This window comes from Pseudomonas sp. I3-I5, from assembly GCF_022699445.1.
Classification (GTDB): Bacteria; Pseudomonadota; Gammaproteobacteria; order Pseudomonadales; family Pseudomonadaceae; genus Aquipseudomonas; species Aquipseudomonas fulva.
Map to the genome: position 1 here is coordinate 1016019 of NZ_CP093940.1, position 16482 is coordinate 1032500.

Annotated in this window: 17 protein-coding genes (1 of these 17 cut by a window edge); 7 read left to right on the top strand and 10 right to left on the bottom strand. The window is 61.6% G+C overall.

What is annotated here, in order from left to right:
- Positions 1 to 13: 13 nt before the first annotated feature.
- The 7 genes from MOP87_RS04520 to MOP87_RS04550 form a co-directional block, all read right to left on the bottom strand.
- A complete protein-coding gene (locus MOP87_RS04520) occupies positions 14 to 1621 on the bottom strand; it encodes an NAD(P)/FAD-dependent oxidoreductase (RefSeq protein ID WP_242810169.1) in 1608 nt (535 codons plus the stop codon).
- 103 nt (positions 1622 to 1724) lie between these two features.
- Positions 1725 to 2399, bottom strand: a complete 675-nt coding sequence (locus tag MOP87_RS04525) for a hypothetical protein (protein WP_059183269.1) — start codon at positions 2397 to 2399, stop codon at positions 1725 to 1727.
- 176 nt (positions 2400 to 2575) lie between these two features.
- On the bottom strand, positions 2576 to 3277 hold the full coding sequence (locus MOP87_RS04530; protein ID WP_023535231.1) for an ABC transporter ATP-binding protein: 702 nt from the start codon (positions 3275 to 3277) through the stop codon (positions 2576 to 2578).
- Positions 3278 to 4045 carry a high-affinity branched-chain amino acid ABC transporter ATP-binding protein LivG gene (gene livG / locus MOP87_RS04535; RefSeq protein WP_023535212.1) on the bottom strand — a complete coding sequence of 256 codons (768 nt, stop codon included), beginning with the start codon at positions 4043 to 4045 and terminating at the stop codon, positions 3278 to 3280.
- Positions 4042 to 5298 carry a high-affinity branched-chain amino acid ABC transporter permease LivM gene (locus MOP87_RS04540; RefSeq protein ID WP_023535261.1) on the bottom strand — a complete coding sequence of 419 codons (1257 nt, stop codon included), beginning with the start codon at positions 5296 to 5298 and terminating at the stop codon, positions 4042 to 4044. The genes livG and MOP87_RS04540 overlap by 4 nt, the downstream gene beginning before the upstream one ends.
- On the bottom strand, positions 5295 to 6218 hold the full coding sequence (gene livH, locus MOP87_RS04545) for a high-affinity branched-chain amino acid ABC transporter permease LivH (RefSeq protein WP_023535272.1): 924 nt from the start codon (positions 6216 to 6218) through the stop codon (positions 5295 to 5297). Before livH ends, MOP87_RS04540 begins: the two co-directional genes overlap by 4 nt.
- A 185-nt stretch (positions 6219 to 6403) precedes the next feature.
- Positions 6404 to 7519, bottom strand: coding sequence for a branched-chain amino acid ABC transporter substrate-binding protein (locus MOP87_RS04550; protein ID WP_242810170.1), 1116 nt, complete (start codon positions 7517 to 7519; stop codon positions 6404 to 6406).
- 355 nt (positions 7520 to 7874) lie between these two features.
- On the opposite strand from MOP87_RS04550, the gene MOP87_RS04555 reads away from it, so the two are divergent.
- Both MOP87_RS04555 and MOP87_RS04560 read left to right on the top strand, forming a co-directional pair.
- Positions 7875 to 8174: a DUF2288 domain-containing protein gene (locus MOP87_RS04555; RefSeq protein ID WP_027915314.1), complete on the top strand. Its 300-nt coding sequence runs from the start codon at positions 7875 to 7877 to the stop codon at positions 8172 to 8174.
- 197 nt (positions 8175 to 8371) lie between these two features.
- Positions 8372 to 9265: an NAD(P)-dependent oxidoreductase gene (locus tag MOP87_RS04560; RefSeq protein WP_027915313.1), complete on the top strand. Its 894-nt coding sequence runs from the start codon at positions 8372 to 8374 to the stop codon at positions 9263 to 9265.
- A 94-nt stretch (positions 9266 to 9359) separates the two neighbouring features.
- Here MOP87_RS04560 and rapA read toward each other — a convergent pair whose 3' ends face one another.
- Positions 9360 to 12206 carry an RNA polymerase-associated protein RapA gene (gene rapA, locus MOP87_RS04565; RefSeq protein WP_206405940.1) on the bottom strand — a complete coding sequence of 949 codons (2847 nt, stop codon included), beginning with the start codon at positions 12204 to 12206 and terminating at the stop codon, positions 9360 to 9362.
- Positions 12207 to 12365: 159 nt separating this feature from the next.
- Here rapA and MOP87_RS04570 point away from each other — a divergent pair, with 159 nt between their 5' ends.
- The 5 genes from MOP87_RS04570 (at position 12366) to MOP87_RS04585 (ending at position 14448) form a co-directional block, all read left to right on the top strand.
- The gene (locus tag MOP87_RS04570) at positions 12366 to 13058 is read left to right on the top strand and encodes a hypothetical protein (protein WP_028687604.1); all 693 of its coding nucleotides are present in this window, start codon (positions 12366 to 12368) and stop codon (positions 13056 to 13058) included.
- 61 nt (positions 13059 to 13119) lie between these two features.
- A complete protein-coding gene (locus MOP87_RS04575; RefSeq protein WP_028687605.1) occupies positions 13120 to 13455 on the top strand; it encodes a hypothetical protein in 336 nt (111 codons plus the stop codon).
- Positions 13456 to 13520: 65 nt separating this feature from the next.
- A complete protein-coding gene (locus MOP87_RS04580; protein ID WP_088523537.1) occupies positions 13521 to 13679 on the top strand; it encodes a hypothetical protein in 159 nt (52 codons plus the stop codon).
- 135 nt (positions 13680 to 13814) lie between these two features.
- The gene (gene ccoM / locus MOP87_RS21735; protein ID WP_023535213.1) at positions 13815 to 13931 is read left to right on the top strand and encodes a cytochrome c oxidase subunit CcoM; all 117 of its coding nucleotides are present in this window, start codon (positions 13815 to 13817) and stop codon (positions 13929 to 13931) included.
- 169 nt (positions 13932 to 14100) lie between these two features.
- Entirely contained in the window at positions 14101 to 14448 is a 348-nt protein-coding gene (locus MOP87_RS04585) for a DUF2025 family protein (RefSeq protein WP_059183266.1), read from the top strand.
- On the opposite strand, the gene MOP87_RS04590 is transcribed toward MOP87_RS04585, so the two are convergent.
- Together MOP87_RS04590 and MOP87_RS04595 are read right to left on the bottom strand one after the other, a co-directional pair.
- On the bottom strand, positions 14429 to 15526 hold the full coding sequence (locus tag MOP87_RS04590) for a diguanylate cyclase (protein ID WP_206405938.1): 1098 nt from the start codon (positions 15524 to 15526) through the stop codon (positions 14429 to 14431). The genes MOP87_RS04585 and MOP87_RS04590 overlap by 20 nt on opposite strands.
- 238 nt (positions 15527 to 15764) lie before the next feature.
- Positions 15765 to 16482, bottom strand: partial view of a formate/nitrite transporter family protein gene (locus MOP87_RS04595; RefSeq protein WP_049696449.1) — the 3' portion only. 179 nt of this gene lie beyond the right edge of the window; the window shows 718 of its 897 coding nt (coding positions 180–897); the start codon falls outside the window, past its right edge; it ends in the stop codon at positions 15765 to 15767.

Here is a 16482-nt window from a genome sequence, read left to right on the forward strand (position 1 = left end):
AATTCAAGGCTTGTTACTGGGCTAGCATGGCCTTGGCCACCGCTTCGGCAACCCGAATGCCATCAACCCCTGCAGACAGAATGCCGCCTGCATAGCCAGCCCCTTCGCCGGCAGGGAACAGGCCCTTCACGTTCAGGCTCTGGAAGTCCTCACCCCGCGTGATGCGCAGCGGCGAGGAGGTGCGTGTCTCGATCCCGGTCAACACCGCGTCATGCAGGTTGTAGCCCTTGATCTGCCGATCGAAGGCGGGCAGGGCCTCGCGTATCGCCTCGATGGCGAAGGCCGGCAGGCTTGGCGCCAGGTCCCCCAGGGTCACGCCAGGCTTGTAGGACGGCTCGACACTGCCCAGCGCGGTCGAAGGCTTGCCAGCCACGAAATCGCCCACCAGCTGAGCCGGCGCCTGGTAGTTGCTCCCGCCCATGACGTAGGCGTGCGCTTCCAGGCGTTCCTGCAACTCGATGCCCGCCAGCGGGCCACCGGGATAGTCCCGTTCCGGGTCGATGCCGACGACGATGCCGGAGTTGGCGTTGCGTTCGTTGCGTGAGTACTGGCTCATGCCATTGGTGACGACGCGGCCCGGTTCACTGGTGGCGGCCACTACCGTTCCGCCAGGGCACATGCAGAAGCTGTAGACCGACCGCCCGTTCTTGGCGTGGTGCACCAGCTTGTAGTCCGCCGCACCCAGTTTGGGGTGGCCTGCATATTTGCCCAGGCGCGCCTTGTCGATGAGCGATTGCGGATGCTCGATGCGGAAACCGACGGAAAACGGTTTGGCTTCCATGTACACACCCTGCGCGTGCAGCATGCGGAAGGTGTCCCGGGCACTATGGCCCAATGCCAGAACCACATGCCGTGAAAGCAGTTGCTCGCCACTTTCAAGCACTACGCCTTGAATCTGGCCTTCTTCGATCAGCAGGTCGGTGACCTTTTGTTCGAAACGAACCTCGGCCCCCAGGGCGATCATTTCCTGGCGCATCTGCTCAACCATGCCGGTGAGGCGGAAGGTGCCGATGTGCGGCTTGTTGATGTACAAGATCTCGTCAGGCGCACCGGCCTTGACGAACTCTTCCAACACCTTGCGGCCGTGATGCTGCGGGTCCTTGATCTGGCTGTACAGCTTGCCGTCTGAGAATGTCCCAGCGCCGCCTTCGCCGAACTGCACGTTGGACTCGGGGTTGAGCACACTTTTGCGCCACAGGCCCCAGGTGTCCTTGGTACGCTGGCGCACTTCCTTGCCGCGCTCGAGGATGATCGGCTTGAAGCCCATCTGCGCCAGCAGCAAGCCGGCGAAAATCCCGCACGGGCCCAGACCCACCACGATTGGTCGTGCGTCCAGGCCTTCAGGGGCTTGGGCGACGTACTTGTAGGTAACGTCCGGCGCGGGCACGACATTATGGTCGTCGGCAAACTTGCGCAGCAGCTCTTCTTCGTTGCTGGCATGCAGGTCGATGGTGTAGATGAATAGCAGTTCGGTGTTCTTCTTGCGCGCATCGTAGCTGCGCTTGAACAGGTTGAAGCTGATCAGCTGCTCGTCGCGGATGCCCAAGCGCTGGACGATGGCCTCGCGCAGTGCTTCATCGGGATGGTCCAGGGGCAGCTTGAGTTCGGTGATTCGTAGCATGGCAGGGTCCATTATCCCGGCCATGGGCGGCCGGCGGCTTAACACAAACCGCCAAGTATAAAGCTTTAGCCGCCTCGACTGGCAGGATTAAGCCGCCCGGTCATCAGTCATCGCGCGCGCCACCGTAATAACCGCAACCTTGAAGGGTCGTGCCATCGATGCGCAGTTCTGCGCGCAAGTGGTTGAACGCGCCCGTGGCCGGGTCCATGCAGCGCTGTGGCGCCAGCCAGAGTTCGACGCGCTGCCCGTTGGCTTCGCTGGTCAGGGTCAAGCCGCCACCGGGCACCTGCTCCTCCAGAAAGGGCAGGGCAAGCGGGGGCTGATCAGCACGGTTGAGCACCATGCCCCGGCTGTTGGCCTTGACGTCCCAATCGGGCTTGTGGCCACCGGCGCGCAGGGTAAGCTGCTTGAAATTGGGGTCGATGCACCCGTTGCTGGCGTGCTCCAGGCGGTACAGGCGGCGCAGGTCCAGCTGTCCATCGGTGCTGGCCTGCTTGCTGCCTGTAAGTCGGCCACGCACGTCGGCGAACAGGGTGTCGTTGGCCCCGGTTGCAAGGTTCGCCGCTTCCTGCAGGATGCCCGTGGCGGCGGCATCGTTGATGACGAAGCTGCGGGGTTCGTTGCAGGGCTTGAACAGCAACTGCCCACCGGCAGCGTGAACCTGGCCTTGCATGCGAGTGCTGCCGATATCAGGGTCGACGGGTTTTTCGGCCAGCAGCTGGCAGCCCGCGAACAGGGGCAACAAGGCGGTCAGTAGCAGGGAAGGGGTCAGGCGCATGACGGGCTCCGGTGTTCGAGAGGCCGTCACGTTACTGAGGCGGGCAGGGGCAATACAAGCCCGGCGAAGAGAAATAGACGGCTGTCACCTGCATGCAGCCTGCCCTGTTTGATCGTGAAGCGGGGTGCAAGCGTAGCGTCTTCAAGACAACGGGGCCCCTGCAGGCCCCGCTGGCATCAACCGCCCAGGTAGGCGTCACGCACTTTTGGATCGGTCAGCAGCCCCTCGCCCGTACCCTGCATCACCACATGGCCATTCTCCAGCACATAGGCCCGGTCGGCGATCTTCAGCGCCTGGTTGGCATTCTGCTCTACCAGGAACACCGTCACGCCATCACGGCGCAGTTGTTCGATGATGTCGAAGATCTGCTGGATGATGATCGGTGCCAGGCCCAGGGAGGGCTCGTCGAGCAGCAGCAACTTGGGTTTGCTCATCAGGGCACGCCCGATGGCCAGCATCTGCTGCTCGCCCCCGGACATGGTGCCGCCACGCTGGGCATACCGCTCCTTCAGGCGCGGGAACAGCTGCAGCACTTTGTCCAACTGCGCCTGATAGTCACCCTTGTCGGTGAAGAACCCGCCCATGGCCAGGTTCTCCTCGACGGTCAGCCGGGCGAACACCCGGCGGCCTTCCGGCACCACGGCAATGCTCTTGCGCATGATGTGCGACGAAGGCTGACCGACCAGTTCCTCGCCCAGGTACTTGATGCTGCCGCTGTGGGCTTGGGGTGAACCGCACAGGGTCATGAGCAAGGTGGATTTGCCGGCGCCGTTGGCGCCGATCAGGGTGACGATTTCTCCCTGGTTGATCTCCACGTTGACGCTGTGCAGCGCCTGGATCTTGCCGTAGAAAGTGGAAACGTTCTCGAACTTCAGCATTTACGCTTCCCCCAGGTAGGCTTTGATCACTTCAGGATTGTCGCGGATTTCCTGGGGCGTACCGTGGGCCAGGGGTGTGCCCTGGTTGATGACCACGATGTGATCGGAAATGCTCATCACCAGCTTCATGTCATGCTCGATCAGCAGCACGGTCACGTTGTGCGATTCACGCAGATAGGCAATCAATGCCTTCAGGTCCTCGGTCTCTTTCGGGTTCAACCCCGCAGCCGGCTCGTCGAGCATGATGATCCGCGGGCGGGTCATCATGCAGCGAGCGATTTCCAGGCGACGTTGTTGGCCGTAGGCGAGGGTGCCGGCAGTGCGGTTGGCGAACTCGGTCAGGTTGACCTTGTCCAGCCAGTACTGCGCCCGCTCCATGGCTTCCTTTTCACTGCGGCGGAACCCTGGGGTCTTGAACAGCCCCGCGAAGAAGTTGGTGTTCAAGTGCCGGTGCTGGGCGATCAGCAGGTTCTCGAGCGCTGTCATTTCCTTGAACAGGCGCACGTTCTGGAAGGTGCGTACCACCCCTTTGCGCGCGATCTGATGGCCGGCCAGCCCTTGGATGGGTTCGCCATCGAGCAGGATGGTGCCGCCGCTGGGCCGGTAGAAACCGGTCAGGCAGTTGAACACCGTGGTCTTGCCGGCGCCGTTCGGACCGATCAGCGCCACCACTTGTTTTTCCTTGACGGTCAGGCCCACGCCGTTGACCGCCAACAAGCCGCCGAAGCGCATGCTAAGGCCGCTGACTTGCAGAATTTCGCGGCTCATCGACGCAGCTCCATGTGGGGACGTTGCATTGGCAGCAGACCTTGCGGACGCCAGATCATCATCAGCACCATCAGCGCACCGAACATGAGCATCCGGTATTCACTGAATTCGCGCATCAGCTCAGGCAGCAGGATCATGACAATGGCAGCGAGGATCACGCCCAACTGAGAGCCCATGCCGCCGAGCACCACGATGGCCAGGATGATGGCCGACTCGATGAACGTGAACGATTCCGGCGTGACCAACCCTTGGCGAGCGGCAAAGAAGCTGCCGGCAAACCCTGCGAAGCAGGCACCCAGGGTGAAGGCCGAGAGCTTGATCACGGTCGGGTTCAGGCCCAGGGCGCGGCAGGCGATCTCGTCTTCACGCAACGCTTCCCAGGCACGGCCGATGGGCATGCGCAACAGGCGGTTGATCACGAACAGCGCAAGCAGTGCCAGCAACAGTGCAACCAGGTACAGGAAGATGACCTTGTTGATCGAGTTGTAAGGCAGGCCAAAATACTCGTGGAAGGTCTGCATGCCTTCGGCGGCGCGGCGTTCGAAGGTAAGGCCGAAGAATTCGGGCTTGGGAATGTTGCTGATGCCGTTAGGGCCACCGGTCCAGTCGGTGAGGTTACGCAGGAACAGGCGAATGATCTCGCCGAAGCCCAGCGTCACGATCGCCAGGTAGTCGCCGCGCAGGCGCAACACCGGGAAACCGAGCAGGAAGCCGAAGGTGGCGGCCATCAGGCCGGCAATCGGCAGGCAGACCCAGAAACTCCACCCCAGGTAGTGCGAGAGCATGGCGTAGCTGTAAGCGCCCACGGCGTAGAAGCCCACATAACCCAGGTCCAGCAACCCGGCCAGGCCGACCACGATGTTCAGGCCAAGGCCGAGCAACACATAGATCAGGATCAGGGTGGCGATGTCGACAGCGCCGCGCGAGCCGAAGAACGGCCAGATCAGGGCTACCACGACCAGCCCCAGAATCACCCAGCGCTGGGTTTTGGGAAGGGTCAGGTAGTTGCTCAGCGCAGGTGGAATCAGCTTGCGGTCCGAGCGTCGGCCCATCACCGAGCTCCACTGCCGGTCGAACAGCACGCGCAGGAACATCAGCACCGAGCACACGGCGATGATGCTGATGGTGAACGAGCCCTGGCTATGCACCACCAGGCTGATGCCGTCGATGCTCAGTTTCAGGCCCAGCACCGGGAAGGCCACGGCCCAGACCAGCAAGGCGCTGAAAAACGCCGGTTTGAGATTCTTGTTCATACTTTTTCAACCTCCGGGCGGCCCAGAATGCCGGTCGGCCGGAACAACAGGACGAGAACCAACAAGCCGAATGCCACGACGTCCTTGTACTGATCACCGAAGATGTCGGCGCCGAACGCTTCGGCCACACCCAGCACCAGCCCACCGAGCATGGCGCCCGGAATGCTGCCGATACCCCCCAGCACTGCGGCGGTAAACGCCTTCAGGCCTACCAGGAAACCGGCATTGGGGTTGATGACCCCGTATTGCATGCTCAGCAGCACGGCCGCGACGGCCGCCAGGGCAGCGCCGATGACGAAGGTGAGGGCGATGATGTTGTTGGTGTTGATGCCCAGCAGGTTGGCCATCTTGATGTCCTCGGCGCAGGCGCGACACGCGCGGCCCAGTCGCGAACGGGAGATGAACAGGGTCAGCAGGGTCATGGCCACGAGTGTCACCACGAACACCAGCACTTGCATGTAGGACACCAGGACTTCTTCTGCGCCGCCTGGTCCGAACGAGAAGCTGCCCGGAATCAGGTTGGGAATGGACTTGTCCTTGGAGTCTTGGGACAACAGCACGGTGTTCTGCAGGAAGATCGACATGCCGATGGCAGAAATCAGCGGAATCAGCCGGTTACTGTTGCGCAGTGGTCGGTAGGCAACCCGTTCGATGCTGTAGCCATAGGCACTGGTCACGAAAATGGTCGCGACGAAGGCAACGGTCATCAGGATCGGCAGCGAATGAATACCCATCATGGCCAGACCCGCCAGGGCGATGAACGCCACGTACGAGCCGATCATGTAGACCTCGCCATGGGCGAAGTTGATCATGCCAATGATGCCGTACACCATCGTGTAGCCGATGGCGATCAAGGCATAGGTGCTGCCGATGGTCAATCCATTAACCAGTTGTTGGAAGAAATGGTAGATCTCAGGCATTACAGCGCTCCTAAAAACCTGATTTGCATTTCGCTGGCCGGGGTACGGCCAGGAAACCGCGGGTGACGGTTTTAAGATTTTCAGGTGAGCCCGTCCCCGGATCGCGGGGGCGTGCCCATGAACCTCGTAAAACAAAGCCCACTGCTCGCACAGTGGGCTTCTCGGTCAGCTATTAGTCACGCTTGTTACTGAGGGGAGACTTCGGTCTTCGGCTTGCCGAAGTGCCATTCGTAGACCACGAACTTGAAGTCTCTGAGGTCACCCTTGTCGTCATAGGTCAGGGTGCCGGTAGGGGTCTTGAACGAACCTTGGTGGATGGCCTCGGCCACCTTGTCGGTGTCCTCGGAGCCTGCGGCCTTGATGCCCTGGGCGATCAGCTCGACGGCCGAGTAGGCAGGGAAGACGAACGGGCCGCTTGGGTCCTTGCCGTCAGCCTTGATCGCGTCGACGATCTTCTTGTTCTCAGGGTCGGCATCGAACGACTTCGGCAGGGTGACCAGCAGCCCTTCGGAGGCATTCTGGGCGATTTGCGAGATGGAGTCGTTACCCACACCTTCCGGACCCATGAACTTGGCTTTGAGGCCTTTTTCCTGTGCTTGACGCAGGATCAGACCCAGCTCTGGGTGGTAGCCGCCGTAGTAGACGAAATCGACGTTGTTCTGCTTGAGCTTCTGAATGATGGACGAGAAGTCCTTGTCGCCGGCGTTGAGGCCTTCGAACACGGCAACCTTGGTGCCTTTTTGCTCCAGAGTCTGTTTGACGGCCGTGGCGATGCCTTCACCGTACTGCTGCTTGTCGTGCAGCACTGCGACCACCTTGGGCTTGACGTGATCGGCGATGTAGTTGCCTGCGGCAGGGCCCTGGGCGCTGTCCAGGCCGATGGTGCGGAAGATCAGCTTGTAGCCGCGGGAGGTGATTTCCGGGGATGTTGCCGCCGGGGTGATCATGATCACGCCTTCGTCTTCGTAGATGTCGGACGCTGGCTGGGTGGAGCTGGAGCACAAGTGGCCGATGACGAACTTGACGCCATCGTTGACCACTTTGTTGGCGACGGCCACGGCCTGTTTAGGGTCGCAGGCGTCGTCGTATTCCTTGGCTTCTAGCATCTTGCCATCGACACCGCCTGCTGCGTTGATGTCCTTGATGGCTTGCTTGGCGCCGATGAACTGCATGTCGCCATATTGGGTCACGGGGCCAGTCTTGGGCCCGGCGATCCCGATCTTGATGGTATCGGCGGCAAACGAATGGCTGGCTACCCCGGCCAGAACCATTGCGGCGAACAGCTTGGAAATCTTGATCATAATGCTCCACTCATTCTGTTGTAATTCTTATAGTCCTGGCGGCCAGGGCTACAGACCAGGCGGGTTGCGGCGTGGCCATGCCAACGCGCAAGCCCACCTTCCCCGGAACATGTCCCGGAACTGTACCGGTACAGTGTAGAGCGCTGTCAGCGCGCTTGAAAAGCGGGCAAAAAGCGCCTGGTTTAACGGTTGTCGCTTGCTTGACACAAAAGTACAGAAAGGCGCCATCAAATGGCTTATCCTGGCGGTCGTACCCCGAAAATACGGGGCCTGATACCCAAATGCATATTTGAAACCGGGTTTTTCTGCAAAAATGCCGGCTTTTTCAAAAGCCAGATTTCCAGCGGATATTCCCATGACTGATCGAACAAGCACCCTCTATGCCAAACTGCTCGGAGAAACCGCCACCATCGAGTGGAAAGCCTTGGAAAGGTTCTGGGCAAAGGGTGACCTGATTTGGGTCGATCCCGCCCTGGATTTAATCACCGTGGCCACGGCAATGGCCGAAAACCGCAGTGACCTCTTCGATAAGTGGCGCTCTGATGGCACTGTCGGCCCGGTTACGGCAGAACAGGCCAGTGACCTGCAAACCCGCGATCCAGAGATATGGGCGGTAGTCGTATCGCCGTTCATCGTCATTCAAGTCAGGCGGTGAATGACAGCCTTGTGCTTTTTTGGTGCGCGAAAACGCGCAGGCGCCTCTTTTGGGTGCTTGTGATTGCTCAATCGAGGTAGAGGTAAGTAACAATTCGGCGTGGCGGTAACAGTTTACGGCATGCGTAAAGGTGGCCATCGCCGCAGTCATGCAGCGCAGCATTGCCCCAGCCACCCTTTTTCAGCCAGGAGTTCCTGATGAGCAACGCATTACCCTCCCTAGGTTTCGCTGGTGTCGGTCTGATGGGCCTGCCGATGTGCCAGCGCCTGCTGGCGGCCGGCTATGGGCTGTGGGTGTGGAACCGCAGCCCGGAAAAATGCCAGGCGCTGGTTGACGCAGGCGCGCGACTGGCCGCGAGCCCTGCCGAGCTTGCGCAGCAGGTGGACATGGTATTGCTGTGCCTGGCCGATACCGCCGTGGTGCGCGACGTGGTATTTGGCGATCAGGGCGTTGCCACAGGCGGGCGGCAGGGTCAGCTGCTGGTGGATTTTTCCAGCCTGGAGCCTGGCGCTACCCGGGAAATGGCAGCCCAGCTGGGCGCCTTGTGTGGTATGGGGTGGCTGGATGCCCCGGTGTCCGGCGGCACGGCAGGTGCGCAGGCAGGTACCCTGGCGATCATGGTGGGCGGGGAGGTGGCTGACCTGGCGCGTGCTCGCCCAGTGTTGGAGGTGCTCGGCCAGCGGGTGACACACATGGGGGGCGTTGGCGCAGGCCAGGTGACCAAGGCCTGCAACCAGATGATCGTGGCGTGCAACGCCCTGGTCATCGCCGAGGTCATCGCGCTGGCCGAGCGTTCCGGGGTGGACGCCGGGTTGATCGCCCAAGCCCTGGCAGGCGGCTTTGCCGACTCCAAGCCTTTGCAGATACTGGCCCCACAGATGGCAGAGAGCCGTTTCGCTCCCATCAAGTGGCACGTGCGGACCCTGCTCAAGGATCTGGATGGTGCCGTGAAGTTTTCACGCGAACAGGGCGCAGCGACGCCGCTTACGGGCCTGGCTGCCCAGTTGATGCGGTTGCACGGCAGTCAGGGTTACCTGGACCAGGACCCTTCGACGTTGGTCGAGCAGTATCGAATCAAACGCCAGGACTAGGTGCTGACCCGGCGCGTGGTGGGTACGTTCTGCCCAGGGGCGACCTCATCCCAGAAACGATGAGGCCGCTGCAGGTCAGGTGGGCTCGCCGGGGTCAGCCTGCGACCAGCACCCGTATCGCTTCAAGACGCAGTGCTGCTTTGGCCAACATGGCCAGGCCCTCTTCGCGCTGCTTGCGCAACGCGTCGATTTCACTGTCCCTCACGCTCGGGTTGACCGCTTGCAGTGCCACCAGGCGTGCGAGCTCTTCGTCGGCTTCGGCGGCCAGGCGACGTTGGGCGTCGGCCACCCGTTGCTCGTGGAGCGGGACGATCTTTTCTTCGCCGCTGCCGATGCGCTTTGCAAGCACGTCACGCTGGGCCTGGACGAACTTGTTGGCACTGGCACGCGGCACGCTCTCGAGCTGATCGTTCAGGGTCTCGAATGCGACCCGCGAGGCCAGGTCATTGCCGTTGGCATCAAGCAGGCAGCGCAGGGCGGCGGGCGGCAGGTACCGGCCCAGTTGCAAGCTGCGCGGCGCGACCACCTCGCTGACGAACAGCAGCTCCAGCAGCACGGTCCCAGGCTTGAGCGCCTTGTTCTTGATCAGTGCCACGGCGGTATTGCCCATCGAGCCGGACAGCACGAGGTCCATGCCGCCTTGCACCATCGGGTGCTCCCAGGTCAGGAACTGCATGTCTTCACGCGACAGCGCCTGGCCGCGGTCGTAGGTGATGGTCACACCTTCGTCATCGCCCAGGGGGAAGCTGGCATCGAGCATCTTCTCGCTGGGCTTCAGGATCAGTGCGTTTTCCGAATGGTCTTCACTGTCGATACCGAACGCATCGAACAGGGTTTCCATGTAGATCGGCAGGGCGAACTGATCGTCCTGCTCGAGGATGGCCTCGACCAGCGCTTCACCTTCGCCAGCACCGCCGGAATTGAGTTCGAGCAAGCGGTCACGGCCGGTATGCAGTTCGGCTTCGAGGCGCTCACGTTCGCTTCTCGCTTCGTTGACCAGGCTATCCCAGGCCTTGCTGTCATCGCTGTCGAGCAGTGCCAGCAGGCGTGGGCCGAATTGGTGCTGCAGGGCGTTACCGGTGGGGCAGGTGTTCAGGAACGCGTTGAGCCCCTCGTGGTACCACTGGAACAGGTGCGCTTGCGGCGTGCCTTGCAGGTACGGCACGTGCAACTCGATGGTGTGCTTCTGGCCGATACGGTCCAGACGCCCGATACGTTGTTCGAGCAGGTCGGGGTGAGCAGGCAAGTCGAACATCACCAGGTGATGGGCGAACTGGAAGTTGCGCCCCTCACTGCCGATTTCCGAACAGATCAGCACCTGGGCGCCGAATTCTTCGTCGGCGAAGTAAGCCGCCGCGCGGTCGCGCTCCAGGATGCTCATGCCTTCGTGGAAGACAGAAGCCGGAATACCGGAACGCACGCGCAGGGCGTCTTCCAGGTCCATGGCGGTCTCGGCATGGGCGCAAATGACCAGCACCTTGGTGCGCTTGAGCATTTTCAAGGTGTCGATCAGCCAGTCGACCCGCGGGTCGAAGCGCCACCAACGCTCTTCTTGCGCCTGGTCCGCCTGGGACTGGAACGCCACCTCAGGGTAGAGCTCGGCGTGTTCACCCTCGGGCAAGCTGGCGTATTGCTCCGGATTGGGCAGTGAGTGAGGGTGCAACTGACGCTCAGGGAACCCCTGGATGGCGGCACGGGTGTTGCGGAACAGCACTCGCCCGGTGCCATGACGATCGAGCAGTTCGCGGATCAGTCGGGCACTGGCCTGGCTGTCCCCGTCGTTGACCGCAGCGAGCAGTGCATCGCCCTCGGCCCCGAGGAAACCCTGGATGGTGGCGTGTGCCTTCGGCGACAAGCGCCCCTCGTCCAGCAGCTCCTGCACCGCCTCGGCCACCGGCCGGTAGTGCTCGCTTTCGGCGCGGAAGGCCGCCAGGTCATGGAAACGGTTGGGATCGAGCAGGCGCAGCCGCGCGAAATGGCTGTCCTGGCCCAGTTGCTCAGGGGTTGCGGTGAGCAGCAACACGCCGGGAATGACCTGGGCCAGCTGTTCGACCAGCGCATATTCGGCACTGGCGTGTTCCTCGTGCCAGACCAGGTGGTGCGCTTCATCGACCACCATCAGGTCCCAGCCTGCCGCGAACATTGCATCCTGGGCCTTCTCGTCGTCGACCAGCCACTCCAGCGCGACCAGCGCGAGCTGGGCATCCTCGAAGGGGTTGCTGGCATCGCTTTCGATGAACCGCTCGGCATCGAACAGGGCGACCTGCAGGTTGAAGCGCCGGCGCATCTCTACCAGCCATTGATGCTGGAGGTTCTCAGGCACCAGGATCAGCACCCGGCTGGCGCGGCCGGTCAGCAGCTGGCGATGAATCACCAGGCCTGCCTCGATGGTCTTGCCCAGGCCCACTTCGTCGGCGAGCAGTACGCGAGGTGCGCTGCGGTCGGCCACTTCGCGGGCGATGTGCAACTGGTGAGCGATGGGCTGGGCGCGGCAGCCGCCCAGGCCCCACAGCGTGGATTGCATCTGCTTGCTGGTGTGCTGAAGGGTGTTGTAGCGCAGGCTGAACCACGACAGCGGGTCGATCTGGCCGGCGAACAGGCGGTCGCTGGCCAGGCGGAACTGGATGAAGTTCGACAGCTGGGTCTCCGGCATCGTGCGGGGCTGATTCTGCCCGTCGAGCCCGTGATAGACCATCAAGCCGTCGATGTCCTCGACTTCGCGCACGGTCAGCTTCCAGCCTTCGAAGTGAGTGATCTGATCACCTGGCGAGAAGCGCACGCGTGTCAGCGGCGCATTGCGCAGGGAATATTGCCGGGTATCGCCAGTGGCCGGGTAGAGGACGGTCAGGAGGCGGCCATCCTGCGCCAGGATGGTACCCAGGCCGAGCTCTGCCTCGCTGTCGCTGATCCAGCGTTGCCCCGGTTGATACTGCTGCGCCATACTGCCTGCACTCCCGCGATGAAAAAGCCGATTATGTTAACGGATCGGCCGGGCAGACCAAAGTGCCGAGTGCACCTGAGGGTGCCGAACGGTATCGGCCGGTGCATCAGTCTAGCCGTTTCGTCGCTTCATGCCGTGCCGACGAGGGTTCTGCATCCCATGCCTGCCAAGCCCCTTTGCGTTGTCTTGAGCCTTACGGCCGGCGGTCTGCTCCTGGCAGGCTGCGAGCCCAAGACCTTCGAAACCTTGCCGCCCATCCCCATGGAGCAGTTGGAGGTGCTGGGTGTGCAGGCACCGCTCAAGAGCGTGCACTACCGTGACAGGAACGGCGAAGGCCTGTTGGTCTTGAGCCGTGTCGATGGCCAGGCCAGCGACCCGGAAAGTGAACAGGAAGTGGACAAGGTCGTGCTCAAGGCAACCTTGTACGGCCGCCGCAAAGCGCAAGAAGCTTTCCAGGCGCGCTGGCAGATCGATCAGCAAACCACGTGTCCGGGCCTGGATCTGGACGTGGATTTCTACACCGATGTCAGCGGCGTGGCCGACCTCGATCAGAACGGTGAGGCCGAGGTGACGGTGGCCAGTCATGCCTTCTGCGGAGGAGGTGTCGAGCCCCATGACATCGCCATCGAGATGCGTGACGGGCAAACGGTCTACAGCATCACGGGTCAGTCGCTGATCACCCCGGCAGGCGAAGACCCGATCGGCGGCGAGCGCCAGGACAGTGCCTCGCTCAAGGCTGCCCCGGCCTGGGTTCGAGCCCATATGGATGCAGTGTGGCAGCAGGTCTACCAGCGTCCCTGGAGCGAAACTGCCTTGCAGGACCAGGACGAGGCGCAGGACGAACCGGGCTGAATGTTGTCCATGACTTCAAGGCAGCTGTGTGGTTGCCGATACAGGGGTACAGGAGAACGCCATGCTGCCACCGATCATTCCGCTCAGCGCTGCCCCGGTCACCTCGCAGCAGGACCCGGTCAAACCGACCCCGGATATAAAGCCGGTAGTGCCGGCGCAGCCTGCGTCCGGTGAAAGTGCGATCGACCTCAAGCGCCAGCGTGACCCGCAGGAACAGCAGTTGCTGCTGCGCGAGGAGCAGCGCCGGCAGCAGCAACGCCAGGGTAAAGGCAAAGGTAATGATGAACGGTTCGATGCGTTGCCAGGCCATGAGGTCAACGCCGACAATACCGTGCCAGTGGTGCCGCTGATGGGCGAGCCCGTGCGTCAGGGGCTGCTGGTGGACATCGAGGTATGAAGCAGGGCTGGCAAGTGTCTGGTTCTAGCCCCATCATGCAGCATCCGTAGCGTGTAGAGCCCAGTATGAGCCAAGACAATCTCATTGATTTCGATGCCGAACGTGCCCGCCGCGTGCATGACATCAAGGAAAAGCGCCTGAACGAGATGCGCGATGCGTTCGAACAGGCATTGCCCTTGAACGCTGCCAAGAAGAAGTCCAAGCGCAAGCCCAAGAAGCGCTGACGCTTGACGCAGGTCAACCCTGCGCCCGCCCCGTGCGCCCGTCCCCGGGCGTCATTGACCTTGGTCAATTTTCTTCCGCCCGACATTGGTTACTGTTTCCCCATCGGACAACGGCGAACAAATGGAGAGGTCGGCATGTTCTTCGACAACGTGGTTATCGCAGGGGTGGTAACGGTGGGGTTGATGGTGGCTTTCTTCGCCGGTCTAGGCATTTTCATCTGGAAGGACTCGAGCAAGCGCAAGCGCCCTTGACCTTCCCGATTCATGAGCACGCAAGGCATTTAGGGCGACTTCGGTCGCCCATTTTTTTGCCTGGCATCTGTTCCGGCGACGTGGCCCGTTGGGCACGGGCGTGGCCTGCAGTGGCAAGCGTTCCCGTGTGACGGCTGCGCAGCGCGTTCCATTGACCATGAGGTGGGGCATGACCATTACATCCCAGGATATCTGCAAGGCGGCCGAGCAGCTCAAGGGCTTCGTGGGCTTTCACGGTAAACGTGGCATCTATATCGTGCGTTTCTCCGAGGATGCCTTCGGTATGGATATCGCCGACGACAGCATCACCCCGTGCAACGAGTTCGTATGGCGACCTGAGCAGGGGCATCGCATGGCCTTGTGTCGCGAGCGACTGGGCTTGCTGATAGAGCAACACATGGATGAGCGGCTGAATGTGAGTGAGCCGTTGAAGGCTTACCTTCGCCGGCATGACCTGCCTGAGATTGTGGCCGAGCGACGCTTGCACCCGGCAGGTGTCATCGCGCCAGCGATATGAAGGCAGAGGATTCGGCAGAAGGCGTCACGCTGGCATTGGCCCGATGAGTGACCATGACCCGATCCCGGCCATTGCGCTTGGCGACATACAAGGCGGTGTCCGCCTGGCGTAACCAGCCGTCCGGAGTCTCCAGCGAGGGGTCGAACGGGCAGAGGCCAATGCTCAAGCTGATGCGCAGTTGGGGCATCTGCGGGTCGCGGTAGCTCGCCACACGCTCACGCAGGCGTTCCATGGCCTGACAGGCCTGGGCTTCGGTGGTGCTGGGCAGTATCACGCAAAATTCATCGCCCCCATAGCGTCCGGCCTTGTCGCCTTCGCGCAGGGCGCCGCGCAACTCGATGCTGACCTGGCGCAATACCTGATCGCCGATTACATGGCCGAAGGTATCATTGATGGTCTTGAAGTGGTCGATGTCGATCAGAGCGACTACAGCCTCACCGCGCTGTTTCCTGCACCCGCTAAAACGCCTTGCCAAGAGGTCTTTCCAGGCGCCGTGGTTGAGTAGCCCGGTGAGGCTGTCGGTGAGGCTGAGGGTGTTGAGCCGGCGTTTGTGCTCGGCCAGCTTGATTGCCAGTCGATAGCACACCCACCCAAGCGCCGCTGGATACAGCGTCAGCATCGGCAGGCAGGCGTAGACCTGGAAGGCGGTAGCGTTGGGTTGAAATCCCGGCCCCAGCAGGGCGCAAGCCGCAAGCATGCCTGCCAATTGCGCCATCCCTGCGCGAATAGCCAACCCCTTGCCGCCGGCTGCGACGTTGTTCATGGTGACCATCGACAGGACGGTAACCGTCGGCAGCGGGTTGAACTGCATGGCACCGGCCCAGAACCCACCCATCAGCGAATCGAGGAAAAAGTTGCGCTGCTCGGCCTGGTAGGGCGCTTTGGACCGGGCCGCCCATTGATAGGCCAAGTGTGGCCACAGCAAGCCGTTGAAAAGCATGAATGGCCAAACCCAAGTGGGGGGAGACAGGGGTTCCACCGCAGCCATTACCGCGAAAAGCCCCACACCCTTGCCCAGTACCCGAGGCAGATAAATCCGTTTGGCAAACGAAAGGCCTTTGCCGGTGCGTGTGTCCATGGGTGTGATCTCTATCAGGGCGCTTATCGCTTGACGTGCGCGAGTATTCTGGGCCATGGCAGGCGCACGAGACATGGCCTTGCAAGCCAAATCACGGGTGATGCGAGCAGTGGGGCGAGTATGCCTGACTGGGCTGTGGAAGAAGAGGGCAAAGCTGGGCAGCGTTGTCGCAACGCCTCGGCCCAGCTTCCTTATAGAAGAAGAGGGGATGTTACCCGCACGCCTTAAAGGCAACGTTTCACTTTTGCTGATCGTCCTGGTGCTTTCGCGAGGGCTGTTCATCTTTGAGTAACTGGGACGGCGATTTGCCGCTGTCGCTGCGCACCTGTGCATGGCTGATCAGACCAAAGATGAGACTGCCGCCGATGATGTTGCCGGCCAGCGTAGGCAGGGCAAAGTGCAGCAAGAAGTTGCTCCAGGTTTCTTCACCCGCCCAGACCAGATACGAGACCTCTACCGACCCCACCACGATGTGGGTGAAGTCGCCCAATGCCATGAGGTAGGTGATGACCAGGATGATCCAGATCTTGGCGTGCTCCATGGAGGGGATCATCCAGACCATGGTGGCGATCATCCAGCCGGACACGATGCCTTTGGCAAACATCTGGCTGACGTCGTTTTCCATCACCTTACGGCCCACCTCCAGAAACGCGATATCTGTCTTGGTATCGAAGATCGGCAGTTCGAGCATTACCCAGGCCACCAATAGAGTACCGGCCAGGTTGCCGGCCAGGACCACGCCCCAGAGGCGCAGCAAGCGACCGAAGTTGCCCAGCGTTGGCGTCGTCATCACTGGCAGGACAGCGGTCAGGGTGTTCTCGGTGAACAATTGCTGCCGCGCGATGATGACGGCCAGGAAGCCGGCGCTGTAGCCGATACTGGCGATGACCTGCGCGCTCTCGCCGTCCGGCAGACGCGAGTACAGAAGACCCATGGCCATCAGTGACAGCCCCATG